Genomic DNA, 21,926 nt, shown 5'->3' on the forward strand with positions numbered 1-21,926 from the left:
GCAGGTGCAGCAGGTCTCCGACGACTCCGATCAGCCCGGCAACCAGACCCATGTGTTCTTCCCTTCGTCGTGCCTCCGAGGAGGCTGTTGTCCTCTTGCAGAACAAACAGTAGGGAGCGGGGTGTTGCCGTCCGGTCAATTGAAGTGAACGGTGAGTTACAGATAATTTCGCCGCTGCAGAGGGGATCCTTCGCGGGTCCCGCCGCATGCACAGCCGCGCGGCGCGACCTCCATTACGGTGGTTCGAGACACGGTCGTTGCCCCCATCGGCCCTGCTCGTCCACCCGGACCCGCACGGAACGGAGCTAGCGTGACAGGTCGGCTCGCCATCGACGACGTACAACCCTCCATCGACGGAGGGCGTTATCCGACGAAGGCGGTCGTCGGGGAGGTGGTGCCGGTCTCCGCCGTGGTGTGGCGCGAGGGCCACGACGCGATCGCCGCGACACTCGCCGTTCGAGGACCGGCCGACGATCCCGAATCCGCCGGCAGGCTGGTGCGGATCCCGATGGTTCCGGGCACCGAACCCGACACCTTCCACGCCACCTTCTCCCCCACGAGCGTCGGTGCGTGGACCTACCGGGTCGAGGCGTGGAGCGACCCGGTGGCGACCTGGCGGCACGCGGTCACCGCGAAGACCGACGCCGGGCAGGACGCCGACGAACTCGCGAACGACCTCGAGGTCGGCGCACGGATCTTCGAGAAGGCCGCGAAAGGCGCACCGCGCGGCAACCGTCCCGCTCTCCTCGCGGTCGCTGCGTCCCTGCGCTCCGACCGTCCGCTGGCCGAGCGCATCGCCCCGGCCTTCGCCCCCGACGTCACCGAGATCCTCCGCGCCCATCCGCTTCGCGAGCTGATCACGCGTGGAAAGGCGTTCACGGCGTTCGCCGATCGTCGCCGCGCGCTGTTCGGCTCCTGGTACGAGTTCTTTCCCCGGTCCACCGGAGGCTGGTACGAGGACGGAACCCCGCGGCACGGCACCTTCGCCACGGCCGCCGCAGATCTGCCGCGCATCGCGGCGATGGGCTTCGACGTCGTCTACCTCCCCCCGATCCATCCGATCGGCAAGGTCAACCGCAAGGGACCGAACAACACCCTCGTCGCCGGCCCGGACGACGTCGGGTCGCCCTGGGCGATCGGTTCCGACGAGGGCGGCCACGACGCCATCCACCCCGAACTCGGCACCGAGCAGGACTTCCGCGATTTCGTCGCCCGCGCGAAGGAACTCGAGCTCGAGGTCGCCCTCGATCTCGCCCTGCAGTGCGCCCCCGACCACCCGTGGGCGCGTGAGCATCCGGAATGGTTCACCGTGCTGCCCGACGGCACGATCGCGTATGCGGAGAACCCGCCCAAGAAGTACCAGGACATCTATCCGATCAACTTCGACGACGACCCCGAGGGCATCTACGCCGAGGTCCTGCGCGTGGTCCGGCACTGGATCCGGTTGGGCGTCGACATCTTCCGCGTCGACAATCCGCACACCAAGCCCCCGAACTTCTGGGAGCAGCTCATCGCCGAGATCAAGCGCACCGATCCCGACGTGCTGTTCCTGTCGGAGGCGTTCACCCGGCCCGCCCGCATGTATGGGCTCGCGCGACGCGGATTCACGCAATCCTACACGTATTTCACGTGGCGGGTCGCGAAATGGGAGCTCACCGAGTTCGGTACCGAGATCGCCGCGAAGGCCGACGAGGCCAGGCCGAACCTGTTCGTCAACACCCCCGACATCCTGCACGAGACCCTGCAGCACGGCGGACCGGGCATGTTCGCGCTGCGCGCGGCGCTCGCCGCCACCCTGGCTCCCTCGTGGGGCGTGTACTCGGGGTACGAACTGTTCGAGCACCTCGCGGTGCGGCCGGGCAGCGAGGAGTACCTCGACTCGGAGAAGTACCAGTTGCGGCCGCGCCGATACGACGAGGCACGCCGGCGCGGCGAGTCGCTCGAACCGTGGCTGACCACCCTCAACCGCATCCGGCGCGCGCATCCGGCGTTGCAGCAACTGCGCAACATCGCCTTCCACCACGTCGACAACGACGCGCTCATCGCCTACTCGAAGTTCGATCCGTCCACCGGGGACTGCGTCCTCACGGTGATCAACCTCAACCCCTATGGGGCCGAACAGGGCACGGTCTGGCTCGACATGCCGGCGATCGGGCACGACTGGCACGACCACTTCCCTGTTTACGACGAGGTGAGTGGGGAACAGTACTCGTGGGGACAGGCCAACTACGTGCGCCTCGAGCCGTGGCGGGCGGTGGCGCACATCCTGGTCCTGCCCCCGATCGGCATCCCCACCCGCACAACGCTCGCCTACAGGAGGCAGTCGTGACCGTGCCGCCCCAGACGCCGGGCGCCGATGTTCCGCGCCGGCGCCACAGCCCGCGACCGGAGGACCTCGACCTGCTCGCCGCCGGTGAGCACCACGATCCGCACGCGGTGCTCGGGGCTCATTCGCATCCGGAGGGGACGGTCATCCGGGCACTGCGCCCCGGGGCCGAGAAGGTCGCCGCCCGGATCGGTGGTCGCGACCATCCGCTCGAACCCGTGGGCGAGGACGTCTTCAGCGCCCTGATCCCGGTCTTCGATCTCGCCGACTACCGGCTCGTGGTGACCTACCCGTTCGATCACGTCGAGGTCGTCGCGGACGGTTACCGTTTCATGCCGACGCTGGGCGAGCTCGATCGTCACCTGCTGAGCGAGGGCCGGCACGAACGGCTGTGGGAGGTGCTCGGCGCCCATCCGCGGACCTATGAGACCCCGGACGGCCCGGTGACGGGCACGTCCTTCGCCGTGTGGGCACCGGGCGCACGCGGGGTCACCGTCGTCGGCGACTTCGACGGCTGGGGTGGACGCACCGCCCCGATGCGGGTGCTCGGCTCGAGCGGTGTCTGGGAGGTCTTCGTTCCCGGTGTCGAACCGGGCGCGCTGTACAAGTACCGGGTGCACGGCCGCGACGGATCCGTCCGCGACAAGGCCGACCCGATGGCGTTCGCCACCGAGGTGCCCCCCGCGACCGCGTCGAGGGTCACGGAGAGTCGCTACACCTGGAACGACGACGACTGGGTCGCGACCCGCGAGAAAGCGCAGCCCTGGCAGGAACCGATGGCGGTCTACGAGGTGCACCTCGGTTCGTGGCGCCCGGGCCTGAACTACGTCGAACTCGCCGATCAGCTCGCCGAGTACATCCTCGAGACCGGTTTCACGCACGTCGAGCTGCTGCCGGTCGCCGAGCATCCCTTCGGCGGGTCGTGGGGTTACCAGGTCACCTCCTACTACGCTCCCACCTCCCGGTTCGGCACTCCCGACGAGTTCCGCGCGTTCGTCGACCGTCTCCACGCCGCCGGGATCGGCGTGATCATGGACTGGGTGCCCGCCCACTTCCCGAAGGACGAGTGGGCGCTCGCGCGCTTCGACGGCAGCCCCCAGTACGAACATCCCGATCCGCGCCGCGGCGAACAGCTGGACTGGGGCACCTACGTCTTCGACTACGGCCGGCCCGAGGTGCGGAACTTCCTCGTTGCCAACGCCCTGTACTGGATCGAGGAGTTCCACATCGACGGTCTGCGCGTCGACGCCGTGGCCTCGATGTTGTACCTCGACTACTCGCGCCCCGAGGGCGGCTGGACGCCGAATATCTACGGCGGGCGCGAGAACCTCGAGGCCGTTGAGTTCCTGCAGGAACTCAACGCCACCGTCCACAAGCACTATCCGGGGATCGTGACGGTCGCGGAGGAGTCGACCTCCTGGCCGGGCGTGACCCGCTCGACGAACGTCGGTGGGCTCGGCTTCAGCATGAAGTGGAACATGGGCTGGATGCACGACACCCTCGGCTATCTCGGCCGCGATCCCGTGCACCGCACCTACCACCACCACGAGATCACGTTCTCGCTCGTGTACGCGTGGAGCGAGAACTTCGTACTCCCCATCAGCCACGACGAGGTCGTCCACGGCAAGGGCACGCTGTGGACGCGACTGCCGGGCGACGACGCCACGCGTGCAGCCGGCCTGCGGTCGATGCTCGCCTACATGTGGGCGCATCCCGGCAAGCAGTTGCTGTTCATGGGCCAGGAGTTCGGGCAGGTCGCCGAGTGGTCCGAGGAACGCGGCCTCGACTGGTGGCAGCTCGACGAACCGCTCCACGCCGGTATCCACCGCCTGGTGTGCGATCTCAACGGCATCTACCGCTCGCACCCGGCGCTCTACACGCTCGACACCACGCCCGGCGGATACTCGTGGATCGACGCCAACGATGCGCACAACAACGTCCTGTCGTTCCTGCGCTACGGCAGCGACGGCTCGGTGGTCGCGTGCCTGCACAACTTTTCGGGCACGACCTACGGCGACTATCGTGTCGGATTGCCCGAACCGGGCACGTGGGAGGAAGTGCTCAACACGGACGCGACCGCCTACCAGGGCAACGGAGCGGGCAACTTCGGGGCCGTGGAGGCCGACGAACATTCGTGGCACGGGCGTCCCGCCTCGGCTCGGGTGACCTTGCCTGCGCACGGTGCCATCTGGTTGTCGTTGCGGAGGTGACGCTGCCCGACGACAGGAGCACAACGACATGCGACGGACGCATCGGTTCGCGCGACTGGTGGTGCCCGCACTGACCGTCGTCCTGCTGGCGGGTTGCGCCCAGCGGATCGAAGGAACGGCGGTGTCGATCTACGACAACCCCTTCACCGTGGCGGGGCTGCCCGTCACCTCCGGGGCGTCGGGTCCGCGCAGCGGGGTGCCCGATGCGGACATCGAGATCGAGAACACCGACGGCGGTCCCGTCGACGTCCTGGCCGGCAACGCGATCGCCGACATCGAGGAGTACTGGCGTCAGGAGTTCGCGTCGGTCGCCCGGGGCACCTTCCGCCCGGTCGAGACGATCGTGTCGTGGGATCCGTCCGAGCGACGGGGCCCGCGTTTCTGCGGCAAACCCACCTACGACTTCATCAACGCGGCCTACTGCAGCGGTGGTGACGAGATCGGATGGGACCGCACCTACCTGATGCCGCAGCTCATCGACAGCTTCGGACCGATGGCCGCGGTGACGGTCCTCGCTCATGAATACGGGCACGCCGTCCAGCACACGGCGGGGCTGGTCGCCGAGGACGACCCCGGCATCGTGTTCGAGCAGCAGGCCGACTGTTTCGCCGGTGCGTTCATGCGGCACGTCGCGGAGGGCCGGTCGACGCACTTCCAGCTCGACACCTCCGACGGGCTGAACAACGTGCTCGCGTCGATGGTGCTCTTCCGCGACGCCGATCCGAACGACCCCGACTCGATCCACGGCTCGGCCTTCGAACGCGTGACGGCCGTGCAGATCGGATTCACCGACGGGGCCGGCTCATGTGCACGCATCGACGCCGCCGAGATCGAGTCGCGCCGCGCCGACCTGCCGCAGTACTACAACTCCGCAGACGACGGCGAACTGCCGGTCACCGACGAGTCGGTCGAGGCGATCTTCGAGTCGTTCCACCAGGTCTTCGACCTGGACGCCCTGCCGCAACTCGATCTGTCGGGCGCCGACCTCGGGTGCTCGGACGCCCGGGCCACCTCACCGGTGTCGTACTGCCCCGCGACGAACACCGTGGGCGTCGACATGGAGGCACTGAGCGAGCGCGGTACGGCCGCCCCGCCGGGAAGCGGCTTCGATCCCGGTGTCCGCGGCGACTACAACGCCTACGTGCTCGTCGCCTCCCGCTACGCTCTCGCGGTGCAGAAGGAGGCCGGCCAGTCGCTCACCGAGCCGCGCACGGCGCTGCGGGCGGCGTGCCTGTCGGGGGTCATCAGTGCCGCGCTGAGCCCGGACAGCACCCTCGCCTCGAACGTCGACCCGAGCCAGGTGCTGGTGTGGCTGTCCCCCGGCGACCTCGACGAGGCGGTCTCGGGCCTGCTCACCGACGGTCTGGCCGCGAGCGACGTCAACGGCAACACGGTGCCGAGCGGGTTCGCGCGGGTGGATGCCTTCCGCACCGGCGTCCTCGGCGGCGAGGCGGGCTGCACCGGCCGTTACCGCTGAGACGACACCGGCCGCCCACCACGAGTGGTGAGCGGCGGGTCCGGCGGATGCGTAGGGATCAGTAGAGGGCCATCGCGAGCTTGCGGCGCGACGACACCACGACCGGATCCGCGGCATCGAACAGTTCGAACAGTTCGAGGAGCCGGGTGCGTGCCGCGGTGCGTTCGTCCCCGGCGCTGCGACGCACGAACTCGATGAGACGACCGAAGGCCGCCTCCGGCTGCTGCGCGAACAGTTCGGCGTCGGCCGCGGTGAACTGGGCTTCGAGGTCGTTCGGAGCGGCATCGGCGCGCTCGATCGCATCCTCGGGAATCTTGCTCGCGCGGGCCAGGAAACGCACCTGGCGCAGCGCGGCCTGCGCCTCGGTGTTGTTCGGCTCGGAGTTCAGGACGAGCTGGTAGGCCGCCTCGGCGCCCTCGAAGTCGCCGTTCTCGAGTGCCTGCTCGGCAGCCTCGAAACGCGGGTCGGCGGGCTGTTCCTCCGGCTCGGCGCCGGGCGGGCCCGACAGCTTGCCTGCGACGGCGTTCCGGATGGCGTCGAGCCACTGACGCAGCGCGGGCTCGGGCTGCACGCCCTGGAAGTCGGCGAGCGGCTGGCCGGCCGCGATCGCGACGACCGTGGGCACCGACTGGACGCCGAAGGCCTGGGCGATCCGCGGGTTCGCGTCGACGTCGACCTTCGCAAGGACCCACGCACCGTTTGCCTCGTTCGCGAGCTTCTCGAGAACGGGTGAGAGCTGCTTGCACGGTTCGCACCAGGTCGCCCACAGGTCGACGATCACGGGCACCTGCATCGACCGCTGCAGCACCTCGGTCTCGAACGTCGCTTCGGTGACGTCCACGATCGGGGCGATGGCACCGGGTGCGGCGCCGTCGCCACCGGACGGAGGCGGAGGCGGCGGCGCGGAGGCCCTCTCCTTGAGCGGTGAGAGATCCACCGCGCCGGACATCGCCGCGGCGACGGCGGCAGAACGTGCTGGACGGGAACCGGGTCGAGTCACGTCCACCATTTTGTCACGAGTGGTCCGAATCGTGCTGCGCGGACCGGGGGACGTCGCCGTGAGGTCAGACGGTCGCGGTGGCGTCCTCGCGGGTGGCGGGAGCGGACAGCTCTCCGAGGCGACCGGTGCGCACGGCCCAGCGCTCGAAGACGATCGTGCCGAACGGGGGCACGCTCGAGACGAGGGCGAGGAAGGTCGTCTTGAGATCCCACTTCAGCGACCACGCCGTGAGGAGCGCGATGAGCACGAACGGGATGAAGCCGGCCACGCCGTGCACCATGCCCGGGATCGCGATGGCCTCTTCGTAGCCGAGCACCCACTTGAAGAACATGGCGATCAGGAGGGCGAGCCAGGTCACCGCTTCCCAGATCGCGATCAGCCGGAATCGTTTCGCGGGCGTGGACACGTCGAGGATGTTGGTCATGCGGCCATTGTGCCGAAAGGCCTACGACAAGCCGTAGTTCAGTGAGAGACATCACGGCCCCGGCATGCTTGCGCCGGGGCCGTGATCATGCTCTCGGGAAGAGGGTCAGTTCTTGGGCACCCGCACGATGAGCGCGTCGCCCTGGCCGCCACCACCGCACAGGGCGGCAGCGCCGACGCCACCGCCGCGGCGCTTCAGCTCGAGCGCCAGGTGCAGCACGATGCGCGCACCCGACATGCCGAGCGGGTGGCCGAGCGCGATCGCACCGCCGTTGACGTTCACCTTCGCCGGATCGATGCCCAGCTCACGGGCCGAGACGATGCCGACGGCGGCGAACGCCTCGTTGATCTCGACGAGGTCGAGGTCCTTCGGGTCGACGCCCTCGCGCTCGCAGGCCTTGGCGATCGCCCGGGCCGGCTGCGACTGCAGGGTCGAGTCCGGTCCGGCGACGACGCCGTGACGGCCGATCTCGGCGATCCAGCTCAGCCCGAGCTCGGTGGCCTTGGCCTTGCTCATCACGACGACCGCGGCGGCACCGTCGGAGATCTGCGAGGCCGACCCGGCGGTGACGGTGCCGTCCTTCGAGAAGGCCGGACGCAGCGAGCCGAGCGACTCGGTGGTGGTCTCCGGGCGGATGCCCTCGTCGGCGGCGAAGACGATCGGGTCGCCCTTGCGCTGCTTGATCGACACCGGCACGACCTCGTCCTCGAACAGGCCGTCCTTCCAGGCACGGGCAGCGTTCTGGTGCGAGGCGGCGGCGAAGGCGTCCTGCTCCTCGCGGGAGACGAAGCGGTCGCCGGAGTTGGCCGACTCGGTGAGGTTGCCCATCGCCTGGTCGGTGAAGATGTCGTGCAGGCCGTCGTAGGCCATGTGGTCGCGCAGGGTCACGTCGCCGTACTTGAAGCCGGCGCGGGACTTCTCGAGCATGTGCGGGGCCTGGCTCATCGACTCCTGGCCGCCGGCGACGACGACGTCGAACTCGCCCGCGCGGATCAGCTGGTCGGCCATCGCGATCGCGTTGATGCCCGACAGACACACCTTGTTGATGGTCAGCGCCGGGACGTCCATCGGGATGCCGGCGGCGACGGCCGCCTGACGGGCCGGGATCTGGCCGGCGCCGGCGGTGAGCACCTGGCCCATGATGACGTATTCGACCTGCTCAGGAGCCACACCGGCGCGCTCGAGCGCACCGGAGATCGCCACGCCACCGAGATCCGATCCGGAGAAATCCTTGAGCGAGCCCTGAAGACGCCCCATGGGCGTACGGGCTCCGGCGACGATGACAGAACTGCTCACGGGACATTCCTCCGAAAGATCGGCATGTGATCGGAAAACTCCACTCGGATATTCACCTGAATCCCGATAGGAGTGCACTCAACGGTACCGCTACCGTCTAGAGCATGACCGAGACCTCTCCCACATCCGCTCCGGCGGCGTCCGTTCTCGCTTCCGGACTCGTCACCGCCATCGATCACGTCGGCATCGCAGTGCCCGACCTCGATGCCGCTCTCACCTGGTACGCCGAGAACCTCGGTCTCGTGTCCACCCACGAGGAAGTCAACGAGGAGCAGGGCGTGCGCGAGGCGATGCTGGCCGTTCCGGGGACCTTCGAAGGGTCCACCATGATCCAGCTGCTCGCCCCGCTGAACGAGGAATCCACGATCGCGAAGTTCATCGACCGCAATGGCCCGGGTCTGCAGCAGCTTGCCTACCGCGTCTCCGACATCGATGCCGTCTCCACTGCGCTTCGTGAGCGCGGCGTCCGCTTGCTGTACGACGCACCCCGTCGCGGCACCGCCGATTCGCGCATCAACTTTTTGCATCCGAAGGACGCGGGCGGCGTCCTCGTCGAGCTCGTCGAGCCGGCTGCACATCCCGCTCACTGACGGCCGTTCCGGTGCGCTCCCGAAGACGGATGGGGCGGGAGCGCATCCGGGTCGTACCCGCAGGGACCGGGTAGATTGTCTCCATGGTCTTCGATCGTGATCGCGCACCCAGCCACCTGCCGTTCTCCATCGTGCGGAAGGGATTCGACCGCGACGAGGTGACCAACTACTTCGCCCGGTTCGAGGCCGAGCTGCGCGTGACTGCCACCGACCGCGACGCCGCCGCCGCGCAGGCCCGCGATCTGGCCCGTCAGCTCGAGAACGCCCGCAACGAGATCGACGAACTCCGCAAGGACGTCGACCGTCTGTCGGTGCCGCCCACCACCGCCGAGGGCATGAGCGACCGCATCTCCCGGATGCTGCGTCTCGCCTCCGACGAGGCCTCCGAGCTGCGGGCCCGCGCCGAGGCCGACGCCGCCGAGATGATCTCGCTGGCGGAGCAGGAGGGCATCCGCCTCCGGGGAGACTACGAGAAGAAGCTCGCCGAACTCGAGGACACCCGCGTCGCCTTCGCGGCCGAGCACGAGCGGACGATGACTGCGGCCCGCGCCGAGGCCGAGCGGATCGTGGCTGCTGCCCGCGCCGAGGCCGAGCGACTCGACGCCGAGGCCGAGGCCAAGCGCGAGCAGGTGCAGCAGGACTTCGAGATCACGATGTCCGAGCGTCGCACGAAGCTGCTCGGAGCCCTCGACGAACTCGAACGGACGAGTAAGGCCGAAGCCGAGCGCCGCATCGAGGAAGCCACGCAGGAAGCCGAACGACGGCTCGCCCGCGCCACCGAACAGTCCGAGCGGAAGGTTGCCAACGCGCGCGACCTCACCGAGGAGCTCCGCGTGCTGCGCGGACGCATCCTCGGCCAGCTCGACGCCGTTCGCGAGCAGCTCGACGACGTCCCCACGCTGCTCGCGGGCATCAACCGCGAGGGCGAACTGCTCGACCGGGAGATCTCCCTCGACGAGCCCCGCACGACCGTCCTCGGTACGGCGCGCGACAACAAGCAGGGGGGCGACAAGCAGAGTTCGGACGACGAGAGTCCGAAGGAGCCGGCATCCCCCGAGGCCGACGCGAAGGCGGACAAGACCGCGCCGCTGCCGCAGACCGACAAGACCACGCCCATGCCGCAGGCCGACCGGACGGTGCGGATCCCGAAGAGCGATGCCCCCGGCTCGGCCTCCGACCCGAACTCGGCCGCGCAGCCGAACAGCGGCGCACAGGGATCCCAGTCCACTCCACGCACGCCGAACGCCTCGGCACCGCATCGCTCCCCCTCGGTCGGTTCCGGTGCGCAGGGTCGCTCTCCCGCCGTGGCCAGCAAGGTCCGCAACTGACGGTCGCCGGCCGTCGGGCTTGACCTTCGAGTCGGTCGAAGCTCCATGATGGGCCGGTGACCGACCCGGAGATGATGTCGATCGGCGTGTTCGCCGAACTCGTCGGACTGACCGCGAGCGCATTGCGGTTCTACGACGACGCCGGCCTGCTGCGTCCCGAGCAGGTCGATCCGTCGACGGGATACCGGTTCTACAGCCGCTCCCAGGTCCCGCGTGCGTGCCGGCTGCGGCAGTTACGGGAGATCGGGATGCCGCTGCCCGCCATCGGTGAGTTCTTCGCCGCCGACACGGACGAGGCCGCGCGACTGCTCGACGACCACGTCACCGGGATGACCACGGAGGCCGAGCGGCTCCGACGGGCCGCCGAGACCCTCGCGGCGTCCCTGCGTGCCGAATCGCGCCGCGTGATCTGCACGGTGCGGGGACCCGTCCTTGCCGGCGCCGTCGATCAGGTCTCCGCCTCCACCGGTCACGACCCCGACATCCCGGTACTGAACGGCGTGCACATGGAAACCGGATCCGGCTGCGTGAGGCTGACCGCCACAGACCGGTACCGGCTCGCCACCCGGACGCTCGCGCCCACCGATCCGACCTGCCCGTCCTGGGCCGGCACCCTCGCCGGCGACGACCTGCGGGTCGCGACGTCCCGGCTCCGACGCAGTCCGTCGGTGACCGTGGAAGCGGAAGAGCGGGCGGTCACCTTCCGTACCTCCGGCGACGACGCACTCCACTGCCGTCTGCTTCCCGAGCCGTACCCCGACCACCGACTCCTGCTGGACTCGCTCCCCGCGGCGACACAGCGGGTCACCCTCGGCAAACGCCGGGTGGTGACGGTGCTCGAACAGCGAGCACCGGAGACGGTCGGCCTACGAACCTCCCCCGACCGGCCCGTCCTGGTATTCCCCGACGGGGACGAGATACCGCTCGACGGCACGGCCACCGGACCGGAGCTGACGATCTGGTTCGACCTGGTCACCGTGTATCCCGCGTGGAGTCACGCGCTGGGCGACGACCTGATGCTCGACATTCGCGGCCCCGAGCTGCCGGTCACCGTCCGGTCGGCCGACGAGGGGGATCTCACCACACTCGTCATGCCGCGCAGCGCGCCCTGAAGCACTCCCCTCGAACAGTGCCCACATCAACAGTGCCCCCATCAACAGTGCCCTCCGGATCCGCCCAAGACCTCGACAGGAGCCCCGCCATGTCCACATCCGCCTCGACACCCGATCCCACGATGGACGCGATCAGCGCAGCAGTGCTTCGCGGTCGCGACGGGCACACCGGGTCGGCCCGACGCGACCTGCTGTCCCTCTGGGAGCGAATCGGTTCGGGGGGCGACGCATTCCACCGCTGCACGCTCGCGCACTACCTCGCCGACCTGTACGACGATCCCGCCGAGTCCCTGGTCTGGGATGTCCGCGCCCTCGACGCTGCCGATGCCCTCTCCGACGAGCGCGCCCGGGAACACCACGAATCTCTCCGCGTCGCGGGCTTCTATCCGAGCCTGCACCTGAACCTGGCCGACGACTTCCGTCGTCTCGGGTCGTTCCGGGCAGCCACGGAACACCTCGACCGCGCGCAGGACCACCTGTCCGCACTCCCCGACGATCCCTACCGCGACATCATCCGCACGGCCGTCCACGAGGTGCGTCGGGCGATCGCCGACCGCGACACCGCACCGCACCGCGAGCGTCCGCGCCGGGCACCGTCCGCTAACGGGTGCCCTCGGACCGGCGTGCAGCGACCGGTGAGGGTGGCTAGGACCAGCGTCGCGTGGGCCGGCGGGTCCCGCGTCCTGCCCAGCATCCGCTGTGCCAGTGCCGCCGGTCCTCCGCACCGCCGAGCGCATCGGTCGGCCACGCGACGACATGGGGTGTTCCCGGCGCGATCTCGTGATCGCATCCCGGACACCGGTACGGCTTGGTGGCACGCGAACCCGGCACGGTGCGCACGGTGAAACGCTCACCTCCGGCCCCTGCGGGACCGTTCTCGGTGCGCACCGTCGCCCCGAAGTAGGTCGGGGATTCGTCGGTCGCCCCACCGCGCTTGCGGCCGGTGCGGGATCTGTTGCGGCGCGGCACGATCAGAACAATCTGAACTCGGTGCTCTCGGTACCCCGCAGCGCCTCGTAGTCGAGCACGAGGCAGCGGATGCCGCGGTCCGTGGCCAGCGTCCGCGCCTGCGGCTTGATCTGCTGGGCCGCGAACACGCCACTGACGGGTGCGAGCAGCGGGTCCCGGTTGAGCAGTTCGAGATACCGGGTGAGCTGCTCCACGCCGTCGATCTCGCCGCGGCGCTTCACCTCCACGGCGACGGTCGCTCCGTCGGCATCACGGCACAACAGGTCCACAGGGCCGATCGCCGTGGGGTATTCGCGCCGGATCAGGGTGAAGCCCGTCCCGAGGGTCTCGACGTGCTCGGCGAGAAGTTCCTGCAGGTGCGCCTCGACACCGTCTTTGATCAGACCGGGGTCGACACCGAGCTCGTGGCTCGAATCGTGGTCGATCTCTTCGAGAGTGATGCGCAGCTGCTCGCCCGCCTTGTTGGTGACGACCCACAGGGCCTCGGCGTCCTCGACGGACTCCTCTTCGAGCCAGCAGGGCGGGCTCATCCAGTTCAGAGGCTTGTAGGCACGGTCGTCGGCGTGGACACTCACCGAACCGTCGGATTTGACGAGGAGGAGACGTCGGGCCGTCGGCAGATGAGCCGTCAGGCGTCCGATGTAGTCCACACGGCAACGGGCAATCACAAGACGCACACAGCCACCCTAGAGGATCGACTCGACTAGTCTCGAACGACCATGCCCGCACGCAGTCACCGCACGGCCCCGCTCGGATCGGCCATCCTGGGAGAGCCTGCCGAACCGATCCGACGGCAACGCATCAGGATCCAGACCCTGTTGACGTTCTCCCTGATCGGTACGCATCTCGTCGGTGCCCTGATCGTGGCCGCTCTCATCAACGTCGTGATCCCGGGCCCGTCCGTACTGACCGCCGACTTCCTCGTCATCACCGCGATCCTCGCTCCTGTCTACGTGGTCTCGGCCGTCGTGGTCGGATCGGTGCTCGGTACCCGGGCGACCCTCCGCAGGCTGCGGTGGGCGCTGGAGAACCGGCCGCCCACCCCGCAGGAACAGCGGATCGCGTTGCGGATGCCCTGGCGTACCACCCTCCAGCAGGGAGCACTGTGGTTCATCGGGTTGATCCTGTTCACCGTCGGGTTCGGGGTCATCGACCCGCAGACGATCCCGAAGGTCGCGCTGACCATCACCCTGGCCGGTGTCACGGTGTGCGGATTCGCGTACATGTTCACCGATTTCGCGCTGCGCCCCATCGCGGCGCGCGCGCTCGAGGTCGGGACGCCTCGTCGCCCGCGCCTGGCCGGCACCACCGGACGCGTGATGCTCGCGTGGGCCCTGGGCAGCGCGGTGCCCGTTGTCGGTCTGCTGTTCATCGCGGTGTTCAGCTTCATCCGTCCCGTCACATCGACGCGCCTGGCGATCACGATCCTCGCCATCGGCGGACTCGGTCTGCTCACCGGCTCGCTGCTGATGTTCCTCACGATCCGGTCGACGATCGCGCCGATCGAATCGGTGCGCGCCGGGATGCAGCGCATCGCGTCGGGCGATTTCGATACCGCGGTCGTCGTCTACGACGGAACCGAATTGGGGCAGCTGCAGACGGGGTTCAACCGGATGGCCGAAGGCCTGCGCGAACGCGAGAAACTGCGCGACGTGTTCGGCCGCCATGTCGGACGGGAGGTCGCGGCTGCGGCGCTGGCCAATCCCGGTGTCCTCGGCGGTGAGGAGCGGGATGTCGCGGTGTTGTTCGTCGACATCGTCGGGTCCACCGCGTTGGCCGCAAGTCGCCCACCGACAGAGGTGGTAGCGCTGCTCAACCGCTTCTTCGCGGTCGTCGTCGAAGAGGTGCACGCGGCCGAAGGATTCGTCAACAAGTTCGAGGGCGACGCCGCGCTCGCGATCTTCGGGGCGCCGGTCGCCCTCGACAACGCCGCCGGTTCCGCGCTCGGCGCCGCGAGGAGGATGGCGCGACGCCTCGCCGAGGAAGTCCCGGAGTGTCGCGCGGGTATCGGGGTTACGGCAGGTCGTGCGGTCGCCGGGAACATCGGCGCGCAGGAACGCTTCGAGTACACCGTGATCGGCGATCCGGTCAACGAAGCAGCGAGGCTGTCGGATCTCGCGAAGACCGTTCCGGGTTACGTCGCGGCGTCGGCCCGCACCGTGCAGCTCGCCCCCGAGGACGAACGCGCACGGTGGGAACTGGGTGAGGAGATCACCCTGCGCGGTCGTTCCGAGCCGACGCGCCTGGCGATTCCGCGCGCGGACTGACGGCAGGCCTCACTCTCCCGCCAGCACCGCGTCGAGGAACTTGCGGGTGCGTTCCTCCCGGGGGCTGGTGAAGATGCGCTCGGGCGGCCCCTCCTCCACGATGCGACCCCGATCGAACATCAGCACTCGATCGGAGACGTCGCGGGCGAAGTGCATCTCGTGCGTCACGATCAGCATCGTGATGTCGGTCGTCTCGGCGATCGTCCGCAGCACGTCCAGCACATCGGCGACGAGTTCGGGGTCGAGGGCCGAGGTCACCTCGTCGAGCAGCAGGATCTCCGGATCCATCGCGAGGGCACGGGCGATCGCGACCCGCTGCTGCTGACCACCCGACAGTTGCGTGGGGTGGGCGGTCTCCTTGTCGGACAGACCGACCATCGCGAGCAGCTCCCGCGCACGGTCGCGTGCCTCGGCCTTACTGCGACCGAGGACGTGGACCGGAGCCTCGGTGAGGTTCTCCATCACGTTCATGTTGGGGAAGAGGTTGAACTGCTGGAAGACCATGCCGATGCTGCGGCGCATCGTCCTCAGGTAGCGCTCGGAGGCCGGGACGAGACGCGTCCCCTTGCGTTCGTGGCTGAGTGGTTCGCCCTTGACCCACACCACACCGTCGTCGATCTTCTCGAGGGTCATGAGCAGGCGCAGAATGGTCGTCTTGCCCGAACCGCTCGGACCGATCAACGTGACCCGTTCCCCCTGGGCGACGGTGAAGTCCAAGTGGTCGAGTACTACGTGGTCGCCGAATCTCTTGACCACGGAGTCGAAACGGATCATGGATCCATCGGAGCTGGCGGCGGGAAGCGAGTCGCCGTCGGCACCGGCTTCCTTGTGCATCTCAATAGGCAAGGCGACGCTCCAATCGGCGGACGAGCAACGACGTCGGGTAGCTGGCGATGAGGAAGATCAGGCCGGCCAGCGTGAGCGGCTCGAGGTACTGAAAGTTGCGCGCACCGAACTGCTGGGCTGCGGTCACCATCTCCACGACGGAGATCGTGAACAGGAACGGGGTGTCCTTGAACAGCGACACCGCGTAGTTGCCCAGCGCGGGCACGACACGGCGCACGGCCTGCGGCAGGATCACCGCACGCCACGTACGCATCGGCGACAACGACAGGGCGCGGCACGCCTCCCATTGTCCCTTCGGCACGGCGTCGATGCCCGCCCGGTACACCTCGGCCATGTAGGTCGAGTAGTGGATCCCCAGTACCGCGATGCCGATCTGCAGCGCACTGAACTGCGGGAGCAGGTAGTACACGAACAGGAGCTGCACCACGAGTGGTGTGAGCCGGATGAACTGGACGACGGCGGACAGCGCCGTCGCGAGCACCTTCGGCAACGAGCGGCGGGCGACGGCCACGACCAGCCCCAGCACCGCGGCGACCACGAATCCGAGGACCGTGGCCAGCAGGGTGATCCGGAATCCTTCGAGCAGTACCGGAAGCGCGTCGGCCGCGCGTTGCCAACTCCAGTCGACGGTCATGAGCGTGCCCCCACCGGCTGATCGAAGACCGGGGCGAGCCCGAAGATCTCACGGAGCGTCGGACCGGTCCCGAGTCGGCTCTTCGCACGCACCTCGAGCGCATTCATCAGCAGCGTCAGCAGATAGCCGAGCACGAAGTACAGCACCAACCCCACACCGAACGCGAAGATGGTGTCGCCACTGCCTCTACGGAGCTGCTCGATCTGGAACGTGAGATCCTGCAGGAGGATGTAACTCGCCAGTGCTGTTCCCTTGAGCAGCTGGATGAGCAGATTGGTCAACGGCGGGATCATCTCGGCCCAGGCCTGCGGGAAGACCACCCGTCGCATGCGTTGCCAGTAGCCGAAATTCAGCGCTGTCGCCGCCTCGATTTGCGGCTTCGGCACCGAGGCGATCGCACCGCGCACCACCTCCGCTCCGTAGGCGCCGTAGTTGAGCGACAGGGCGAGGATCCCGCACACGATCGATTCGAGCCGGAACCCGAACAACGGAAGGACATAGAAGAACCAGAACAGCTGGACGAGAAGCGAAGTGCCGCGGAAGAACTCGATGAACACCCGCGCACTGCCGCGCAGGGCGAGGTTCTTCGCGCCTGCCGCCAGTCCGAGGGCCACGGCGAGCAGGAACGCGAAGACCGCACTCCCCACGGTCAGTTCGACGGTGACGAGCAGACCGTCGAACAGTTGCGGGAAGGAGTTCCACAGCAGTTCGATCTTGGAACCGAAATCCATTACGACGCAGCCGAGATCAGGAAACGCCCTCGCAGAGCATCTCGGTCGTCAGCCCCGGATCGGGCATCTCCGCCTCCGTGAACCCGAACTCGCCGACGATCGACAGGTACTTCTGCGGGTCGGACGTGATCTTCGCGAGTTCCTCGTTGTAGGCGTCGCGCAGTTCGGTGTCCTCCTTGCGGAAGACCGTTCCGCCGGCGCCCACCTGAGGCACCCCGTCGATCTCCGCGACGAACGACTCGGTGACGTCGACGGGTGCACCCTCGTTGTTCTGCTTCATCCAGTTCAGGGAGATACCCGTCAGCGCGAAGACGTCGGCGCGTCCGTTGACGACGGCATCCATCCCGTCCTGGGGAGACGCCACCTGCATCGCGTCGATGCCGAGCGCAGAGGCGTAGTCGGCTTCGATCGCGCCGGTCATGACCGCCATCCGGACGCCGCTCTCGGCGATCGACTGCATGTCGGCGAGCTGTTCCGGATTGCCCTGCGGGACCATGAGCGCAGTGGTGTAGTTGAACTCCGGCTCGCTGAACAGTGCCTGTTCGCAACGCTGCGGCAGGATCGACATGCCGGCACTGACGACATCGAACCGTCCGGCCTGCAGGCCGGGAATGAGCGCACCGAAGTCGGTGGCCACACCTTCGACGTTGTCGATGCCGAGGTTCTTGAAGATCTCGCGGTGCAGAGCGACGGTGGCGCCGGTGAGTTCGCCGTCCTGCATGAAGCTGTAGGGCGCCTCGCCGGCGAAACCGACGGTGACGGTGCCTTCCTGCTGGAGTCGTTCGAGGGTCGAACCCTCGCTGTCGGTGTCGACGCTCGTACATCCTGTGACGGCCGCGCCGATGAGTCCCAGTCCCGCGATCACCGCCGTGAACTTGCCGGCGGTACCCGTAGTCGATCGATTCGTCATCGTCTCGCCCCTCCTCGTCGTCGACGAGAACGCCCCCGACAGGCGCTCACACGCCGAACCCACACGAACCGTGCGATCGTGCATGAGCGGACGTTACCGGCATAAGTAGGCATAGCCTGGAACAGAGCGTGTTTGTTACGAGGTCGTGATCCGCTGGGCGCCGGCGATCGGAGCGGGCGTACCGTACCCGAAAAGCGTTCGGAGCGTAAGGACTTTCCCGTGAGGTGGGATCCCCCGACAGGTCCGGGGAGAACCCGGAGAACACGAAAGGGGACCCACAGTGTGGGTCCCCTTTCGGAACGGGTGTTCGGCGGTGTCCTACTCTCCCACACCCTGTCGAGTGCAGTACCATCGGCGCAGACAGGCTTAGCTTCCGGGTTCGGAATGGGACCGGGCGTTTCCCTGTCGCTATGACCGCCGTAACTCTATGAAACAATAGTCCACGCAGATTCCTCGAATCACCTGCTGCTGCAGGATTTTCGGATCTGTGTGTGTTGTTTCAGATACCGCACAGTGGACGCGTAACATCTTCGTGGTAAGTCCTCGGCCTATTAGTACCGGTCACCTCCACCCATTGCTGGGCTTCCAGTTCCGGCCTATCAACCCGGTGGTCTGCCGGGGGCCTTACCCCCTCGAGGGGGTGAGAAACCTCATCTTGGAACAGGCTTCCCGCTTAGATGCTTTCAGCGGTTATCCCTTCCGAACGTAGCCAACCAGCCATGCCCCTGGCGGGACAACTGGCACACCAGAGGTTCGTCCGTCCCGGTCCTCTCGTACTAGGGACAGCCTTCCTCAAGTTTCTAACGCGCGCGGCGGATAGAGACCGAACTGTCTCACGACGTTCTAAACCCAGCTCGCGTGCCGCTTTAATGGGCGAACAGCCCAACCCTTGGGACCTACTCCAGCCCCAGGATGCGACGAGCCGACATCGAGGTGCCAAACCATCCCGTCGATATGGACTCTTGGGGAAGATCAGCCTGTTATCCCCGGGGTACCTTTTATCCGTTGAGCGACACCGCTTCCACATGCCGGTGCCGGATCACTAGTCCCGACTTTCGTCCCTGCTCGACCTGTCAGTCTCACAGTCAAGCTCCCTTGTGCACTTGCACTCGACACCTGATTGCCAACCAGGCTGAGGGAACCTTTGGGCGCCTCCGTTACATTTTGGGAGGCAACCGCCCCAGTTAAACTACCCACCAGGCACTGTCCCTGAACCAGATCATGGTCCGAGGTTAGAGGTCCAATACGATCAGAGTGGTATTTCAACAACGACTCCACCCATACTGGCGTATGAGCTTCACAGTCTCCCACCTATCCTACACAAACCGAACCGAACACCAATACCAAGCTATAGTGAAGGTCCCGGGGTCTTTTCGTCCTGCCGCGCGTAACGAGCATCTTTACTCGTAATGCAATTTCGCCGAGTCTGTGGTCGAGACAGCAGAGAAGTCGTTACGCCATTCGTGCAGGTCGGAACTTACCCGACAAGGAATTTCGCTACCTTAGGATGGTTATAGTTACCACCGCCGTTTACTGGGGCTTAAATTCTCAGCTTCGCGGATTGCTCCGCTAACCGGTCCTCTTAACCTTCCAGCACCGGGCAGGCGTCAGTCCGTATACATCGTCTTACGACTTCGCACGGACCTGTGTTTTTAGTAAACAGTCGCTTCTCTCTGGTCTCTGCGACCACCCCCAGCTCGGACCGCAAGGGCCGTCACCGAGCGTGGTCCCCCTTCTCCCGAAGTTACGGGGGCATTTTGCCGAGTTCCTTAACCACAGTTCTCTCGATCGCCTCGGTATTCTCTACCTGACCACCTGTGTCGGTTTGGGGTACGGGCCGTGTACCAACTCACTAGAGGCTTTTCTCGGCAGCATAGGATCACTGAATTCCCCTCAACGGGTACGCATCACCTCTCAGGCTGCATGAACGGCGGATTTGCCTACCATTCGCCCTACCGGCTTACACCAGGTACTCCATCACCTGGCCCAGCTACCTTCCTGCGTCACCCCATCGCTTGACTACTACAATCAGGGTCCCGTGCAGCCATCCCCACAGTTCCCGAAGGAACAGCGGAAACTTTTGGACGGTTAGCACAACTGATTCGCCATTGGGCGCGGATACACGGGTACGGGAATATCAACCCGTTGTCCATCGACTACGCCTGTCGGCCTCGCCTTAGGTCCCGACTCACCCTGGGCGGATTAACCTGGCCCAGGAACCCTTGGTCATCCGGCGGACGAGTTTCTCACTCGTCTTTCGCTACTCATGCCTGCATTCTCACTCGCGCAGCCTCCACACCTGGATCACTCCGGCGCTTCCACGGCTGCACGACGCTCCCCTACCCACCCACACCACTGCACACGTTCCCGCAGGAACGAATGGGTGTTGTGTGAGTGCCGCGGCTTCGGCGGTGTACTTGAGCCCCGCTACATTGTCGGCGCAGAACCACTTGACCAGTGAGCTATTACGCACTCTTTCAAGGGTGGCTGCTTCTAAGCCAACCTCCTGGTTGTCTCAGCGATCCCACATCCTTTTCCACTTAGTACACGCTTAGGGGCCTTAGCCGGCGATCTGGGCTGTTTCCCTCTCGACTACGAAGCTTATCCCCCGCAGTCTCACTGCCGCGCTCTCACTCACCGGCATTCGGAGTTTGGCTGATTTCGGTAAGCTTGTGGGCCCCCTAGACCATCCAGTAGCTCTACCTCCGGTGAGAAACACGCGACGCTGCACCTAAATGCATTTCGGGGAGAACCAGCTATCACGGAGTTTGATTGGCCTTTCACCCCTACCCACAACTCATCCCCTCAGTTTTCAACCTAAGTGGGTTCGGGCCTCCACGACGTCTTACCATCGCTTCACCCTGGCCATGGGTAGATCACTCCGCTTCGGGTCTAGAACATGCCACTACATACGCCCTATTCGGACTCGCTTTCGCTACGACTACCCCACACGGGTTAACCTCGCGACATGCCACTAACTCGCAGGCTCATTCTTCAAAAGGCACGCCATCACCCACCACGAACTGAATCGTGCATCGGCTCTGACGGATTGTAAGCGCACGGTTTCAGGTACTATTTCACTCCCCTCCCGGGGTACTTTTCACCTTTCCCTCACGGTACTAGTCCGCTATCGGTCACCAGGGAGTATTCAGGCTTATCGGGTGGTCCCGACAGATTCACACCGGATTTCACGGGCCCGGTGCTACTCGGGTACTTCTCACGAGAGCCGGCAAGTTTTCGTCTACGGGATTCTCACCCTCTACGACAGGCCGTTCCAGACCACTTCGACTAACCAACCGGTTTCTTACTCTCGCCCGTCATGACAGTGACGGGAAGAAAAGCCCCACAACCCCGAATACACAACCCCTGCCAGGTATCACATGTACTCGGTTTAGCCTCATCCGCTTTCGCTCGCCACTACTCACGGAATCACATGTTGTTTTCTCTTCCTGTGGGTACTGAGATGTTTCACTTCCCCACGTTCCCTCCACACACCCTATATATTCAGATGCGGGTAACACGACATCACTCGTGCTGGGTTTCCCCATTCGGAAATCCTCGGATCACAGCTCGGTTGACAGCTCCCCGAGGCATATCGCAGCCTCCCACGTCCTTCATCGGCTCCTGGTGCCAAGGCATCCACCGTACGCTCATAAACACTTACAACAAAGATGCTCGCGTCCACTGTGCAGTTCTCAAACAACACACAACACCGAATACTCACCCCACCGAAGTGGACTTTTCTTCGACATCGTCGCTGATCAAACACATTGCGTGTTCTCTCAGGACCCAACAGTGCACCGATA

16 protein-coding genes and 2 rRNA genes are annotated in these 21,926 nt (G+C 66.3%); 7 read left to right on the forward strand and 11 right to left on the reverse strand.

Going from position 1 to position 21,926, the window contains the following annotated elements; genetic code table 11:
• Positions 1-310: 310 nt before the first annotated feature.
• Genes M3330_RS03665 through M3330_RS03675 form a run of 3 tightly spaced genes read left to right on the forward strand, consistent with a single transcriptional unit; the run spans position 311 to position 6,013 of the window.
• Entirely contained in the window at positions 311-2,329 is a 2,019-nt protein-coding gene (locus tag M3330_RS03665; protein WP_255027032.1) for a maltotransferase domain-containing protein, read from the forward strand.
• Positions 2,330-2,331: 2 nt separating this feature from the next.
• Entirely contained in the window at positions 2,332-4,536 is a 2,205-nt protein-coding gene (gene glgB, locus M3330_RS03670; RefSeq protein WP_051121699.1) for a 1,4-alpha-glucan branching protein GlgB, read from the forward strand.
• A gap of 28 nt (positions 4,537-4,564) precedes the next feature.
• Positions 4,565-6,013 (forward strand): neutral zinc metallopeptidase, encoded by a 1,449-nt coding sequence (locus M3330_RS03675; RefSeq protein ID WP_019288979.1) that lies wholly within the window; start codon positions 4,565-4,567, stop codon positions 6,011-6,013.
• A gap of 58 nt (positions 6,014-6,071) precedes the next feature.
• Here M3330_RS03675 and M3330_RS03680 read toward each other — a convergent pair whose 3' ends face one another.
• From M3330_RS03680 to M3330_RS03690, 3 genes are all read right to left on the reverse strand, one after another.
• A complete protein-coding gene (locus M3330_RS03680) occupies positions 6,072-6,962 on the reverse strand; it encodes a tetratricopeptide repeat protein (RefSeq protein ID WP_019288978.1) in 891 nt (296 codons plus the stop codon).
• A gap of 115 nt (positions 6,963-7,077) precedes the next feature.
• Positions 7,078-7,437, reverse strand: a complete 360-nt coding sequence (locus tag M3330_RS03685; protein ID WP_006554730.1) for a DUF3817 domain-containing protein — start codon at positions 7,435-7,437, stop codon at positions 7,078-7,080.
• A 105-nt stretch (positions 7,438-7,542) separates the two neighbouring features.
• A complete protein-coding gene (locus tag M3330_RS03690; RefSeq protein WP_219130142.1) occupies positions 7,543-8,733 on the reverse strand; it encodes an acetyl-CoA C-acetyltransferase in 1,191 nt (396 codons plus the stop codon).
• A gap of 104 nt (positions 8,734-8,837) precedes the next feature.
• On the opposite strand from M3330_RS03690, the gene mce reads away from it, so the two are divergent.
• The 3 genes from mce (at position 8,838) to M3330_RS03705 (ending at position 11,763) form a co-directional block, all read left to right on the forward strand.
• The gene (gene mce, locus M3330_RS03695; protein ID WP_255027034.1) at positions 8,838-9,323 is read left to right on the forward strand and encodes a methylmalonyl-CoA epimerase; all 486 of its coding nucleotides are present in this window, start codon (positions 8,838-8,840) and stop codon (positions 9,321-9,323) included.
• Between the two features lie 83 nt (positions 9,324-9,406).
• Entirely contained in the window at positions 9,407-10,651 is a 1,245-nt protein-coding gene (locus M3330_RS03700; RefSeq protein ID WP_006554727.1) for a hypothetical protein, read from the forward strand.
• 56 nt (positions 10,652-10,707) lie between these two features.
• Complete coding sequence (locus M3330_RS03705) at positions 10,708-11,763, forward strand: MerR family transcriptional regulator (protein ID WP_255027035.1); 1,056 nt, start codon at positions 10,708-10,710, stop codon at positions 11,761-11,763.
• Between the two features lie 645 nt (positions 11,764-12,408).
• Here the strand turns inward: M3330_RS03705 and M3330_RS03715 are convergent.
• Both M3330_RS03715 and nucS read right to left on the reverse strand, forming a co-directional pair.
• Positions 12,409-12,732 carry an ATP/GTP-binding protein gene (locus M3330_RS03715; RefSeq protein WP_255027036.1) on the reverse strand — a complete coding sequence of 108 codons (324 nt, stop codon included), beginning with the start codon at positions 12,730-12,732 and terminating at the stop codon, positions 12,409-12,411.
• A gap of 2 nt (positions 12,733-12,734) precedes the next feature.
• On the reverse strand, positions 12,735-13,409 hold the full coding sequence (nucS, locus tag M3330_RS03720) for an endonuclease NucS (RefSeq protein ID WP_006554723.1): 675 nt from the start codon (positions 13,407-13,409) through the stop codon (positions 12,735-12,737).
• Positions 13,410-13,451: 42 nt separating this feature from the next.
• On the opposite strand from nucS, the gene M3330_RS03725 reads away from it, so the two are divergent.
• Positions 13,452-14,999, forward strand: a complete 1,548-nt coding sequence (locus M3330_RS03725) for an adenylate/guanylate cyclase domain-containing protein (RefSeq protein ID WP_255027037.1) — start codon at positions 13,452-13,454, stop codon at positions 14,997-14,999.
• 9 nt (positions 15,000-15,008) lie between these two features.
• On the opposite strand, the gene ehuA is transcribed toward M3330_RS03725, so the two are convergent.
• The 6 genes from ehuA to M3330_RS03755 all read right to left on the reverse strand — a co-directional run bounded on the left by ehuA (position 15,009) and on the right by M3330_RS03755 (position 21,786).
• The gene (ehuA, locus tag M3330_RS03730) at positions 15,009-15,773 is read right to left on the reverse strand and encodes an ectoine/hydroxyectoine ABC transporter ATP-binding protein EhuA (protein ID WP_198162578.1); all 765 of its coding nucleotides are present in this window, start codon (positions 15,771-15,773) and stop codon (positions 15,009-15,011) included.
• A 61-nt stretch (positions 15,774-15,834) separates the two neighbouring features.
• Entirely contained in the window at positions 15,835-16,479 is a 645-nt protein-coding gene (gene ehuD, locus M3330_RS03735) for an ectoine/hydroxyectoine ABC transporter permease subunit EhuD (RefSeq protein ID WP_006554720.1), read from the reverse strand.
• The gene (gene ehuC / locus M3330_RS03740; RefSeq protein WP_255027038.1) at positions 16,476-17,210 is read right to left on the reverse strand and encodes an ectoine/hydroxyectoine ABC transporter permease subunit EhuC; all 735 of its coding nucleotides are present in this window, start codon (positions 17,208-17,210) and stop codon (positions 16,476-16,478) included. The genes ehuD and ehuC overlap by 4 nt, the downstream gene beginning before the upstream one ends.
• A gap of 16 nt (positions 17,211-17,226) precedes the next feature.
• The gene (ehuB, locus tag M3330_RS03745; RefSeq protein WP_039586823.1) at positions 17,227-18,120 is read right to left on the reverse strand and encodes an ectoine/hydroxyectoine ABC transporter substrate-binding protein EhuB; all 894 of its coding nucleotides are present in this window, start codon (positions 18,118-18,120) and stop codon (positions 17,227-17,229) included.
• A gap of 305 nt (positions 18,121-18,425) precedes the next feature.
• Positions 18,426-18,542: ribosomal RNA gene (rrf, locus tag M3330_RS03750) — 5S ribosomal RNA — on the reverse strand.
• A 109-nt stretch (positions 18,543-18,651) separates the two neighbouring features.
• Positions 18,652-21,786 (reverse strand): 23S ribosomal RNA (locus M3330_RS03755).
• Positions 21,787-21,926 lie beyond the last annotated feature (140 nt).

The sequence above is a fragment of the Rhodococcus sp. GA1 genome (assembly GCF_024321955.1).
Classification (GTDB): domain Bacteria; phylum Actinomycetota; class Actinomycetes; order Mycobacteriales; family Mycobacteriaceae; genus Rhodococcus; species Rhodococcus pyridinivorans.

Bases quoted from the DNA above. Each gene is read 5' to 3' on its own strand.
- M3330_RS03675 (WP_019288979.1), top strand. From the start codon at position 4,565: ATGCGACGGACGCATCGGTTCGCGCGACTGGTGGTGCCCGCACTGACC.
- M3330_RS03680 (WP_019288978.1), bottom strand. From the start codon at position 6,962: ATGTCCGGCGCGGTGGATCTCTCACCGCTCAAGGAGAGGGCCTCCGCG.
- M3330_RS03685 (WP_006554730.1), bottom strand. From the start codon at position 7,437: ATGACCAACATCCTCGACGTGTCCACGCCCGCGAAACGATTCCGGCTG.
- mce (WP_255027034.1), top strand. From the start codon at position 8,838: ATGACCGAGACCTCTCCCACATCCGCTCCGGCGGCGTCCGTTCTCGCT.
- M3330_RS03700 (WP_006554727.1), top strand. From the start codon at position 9,407: ATGGTCTTCGATCGTGATCGCGCACCCAGCCACCTGCCGTTCTCCATC.
- M3330_RS03725 (WP_255027037.1), top strand. From the start codon at position 13,452: ATGCCCGCACGCAGTCACCGCACGGCCCCGCTCGGATCGGCCATCCTG.
- ehuA (WP_198162578.1), bottom strand. From the start codon at position 15,773: ATGATCCGTTTCGACTCCGTGGTCAAGAGATTCGGCGACCACGTAGTA.
- ehuD (WP_006554720.1), bottom strand. From the start codon at position 16,479: ATGACCGTCGACTGGAGTTGGCAACGCGCGGCCGACGCGCTTCCGGTA.
- ehuC (WP_255027038.1), bottom strand. From the start codon at position 17,210: ATGGATTTCGGTTCCAAGATCGAACTGCTGTGGAACTCCTTCCCGCAA.
- ehuB (WP_039586823.1), bottom strand. From the start codon at position 18,120: ATGACGAATCGATCGACTACGGGTACCGCCGGCAAGTTCACGGCGGTG.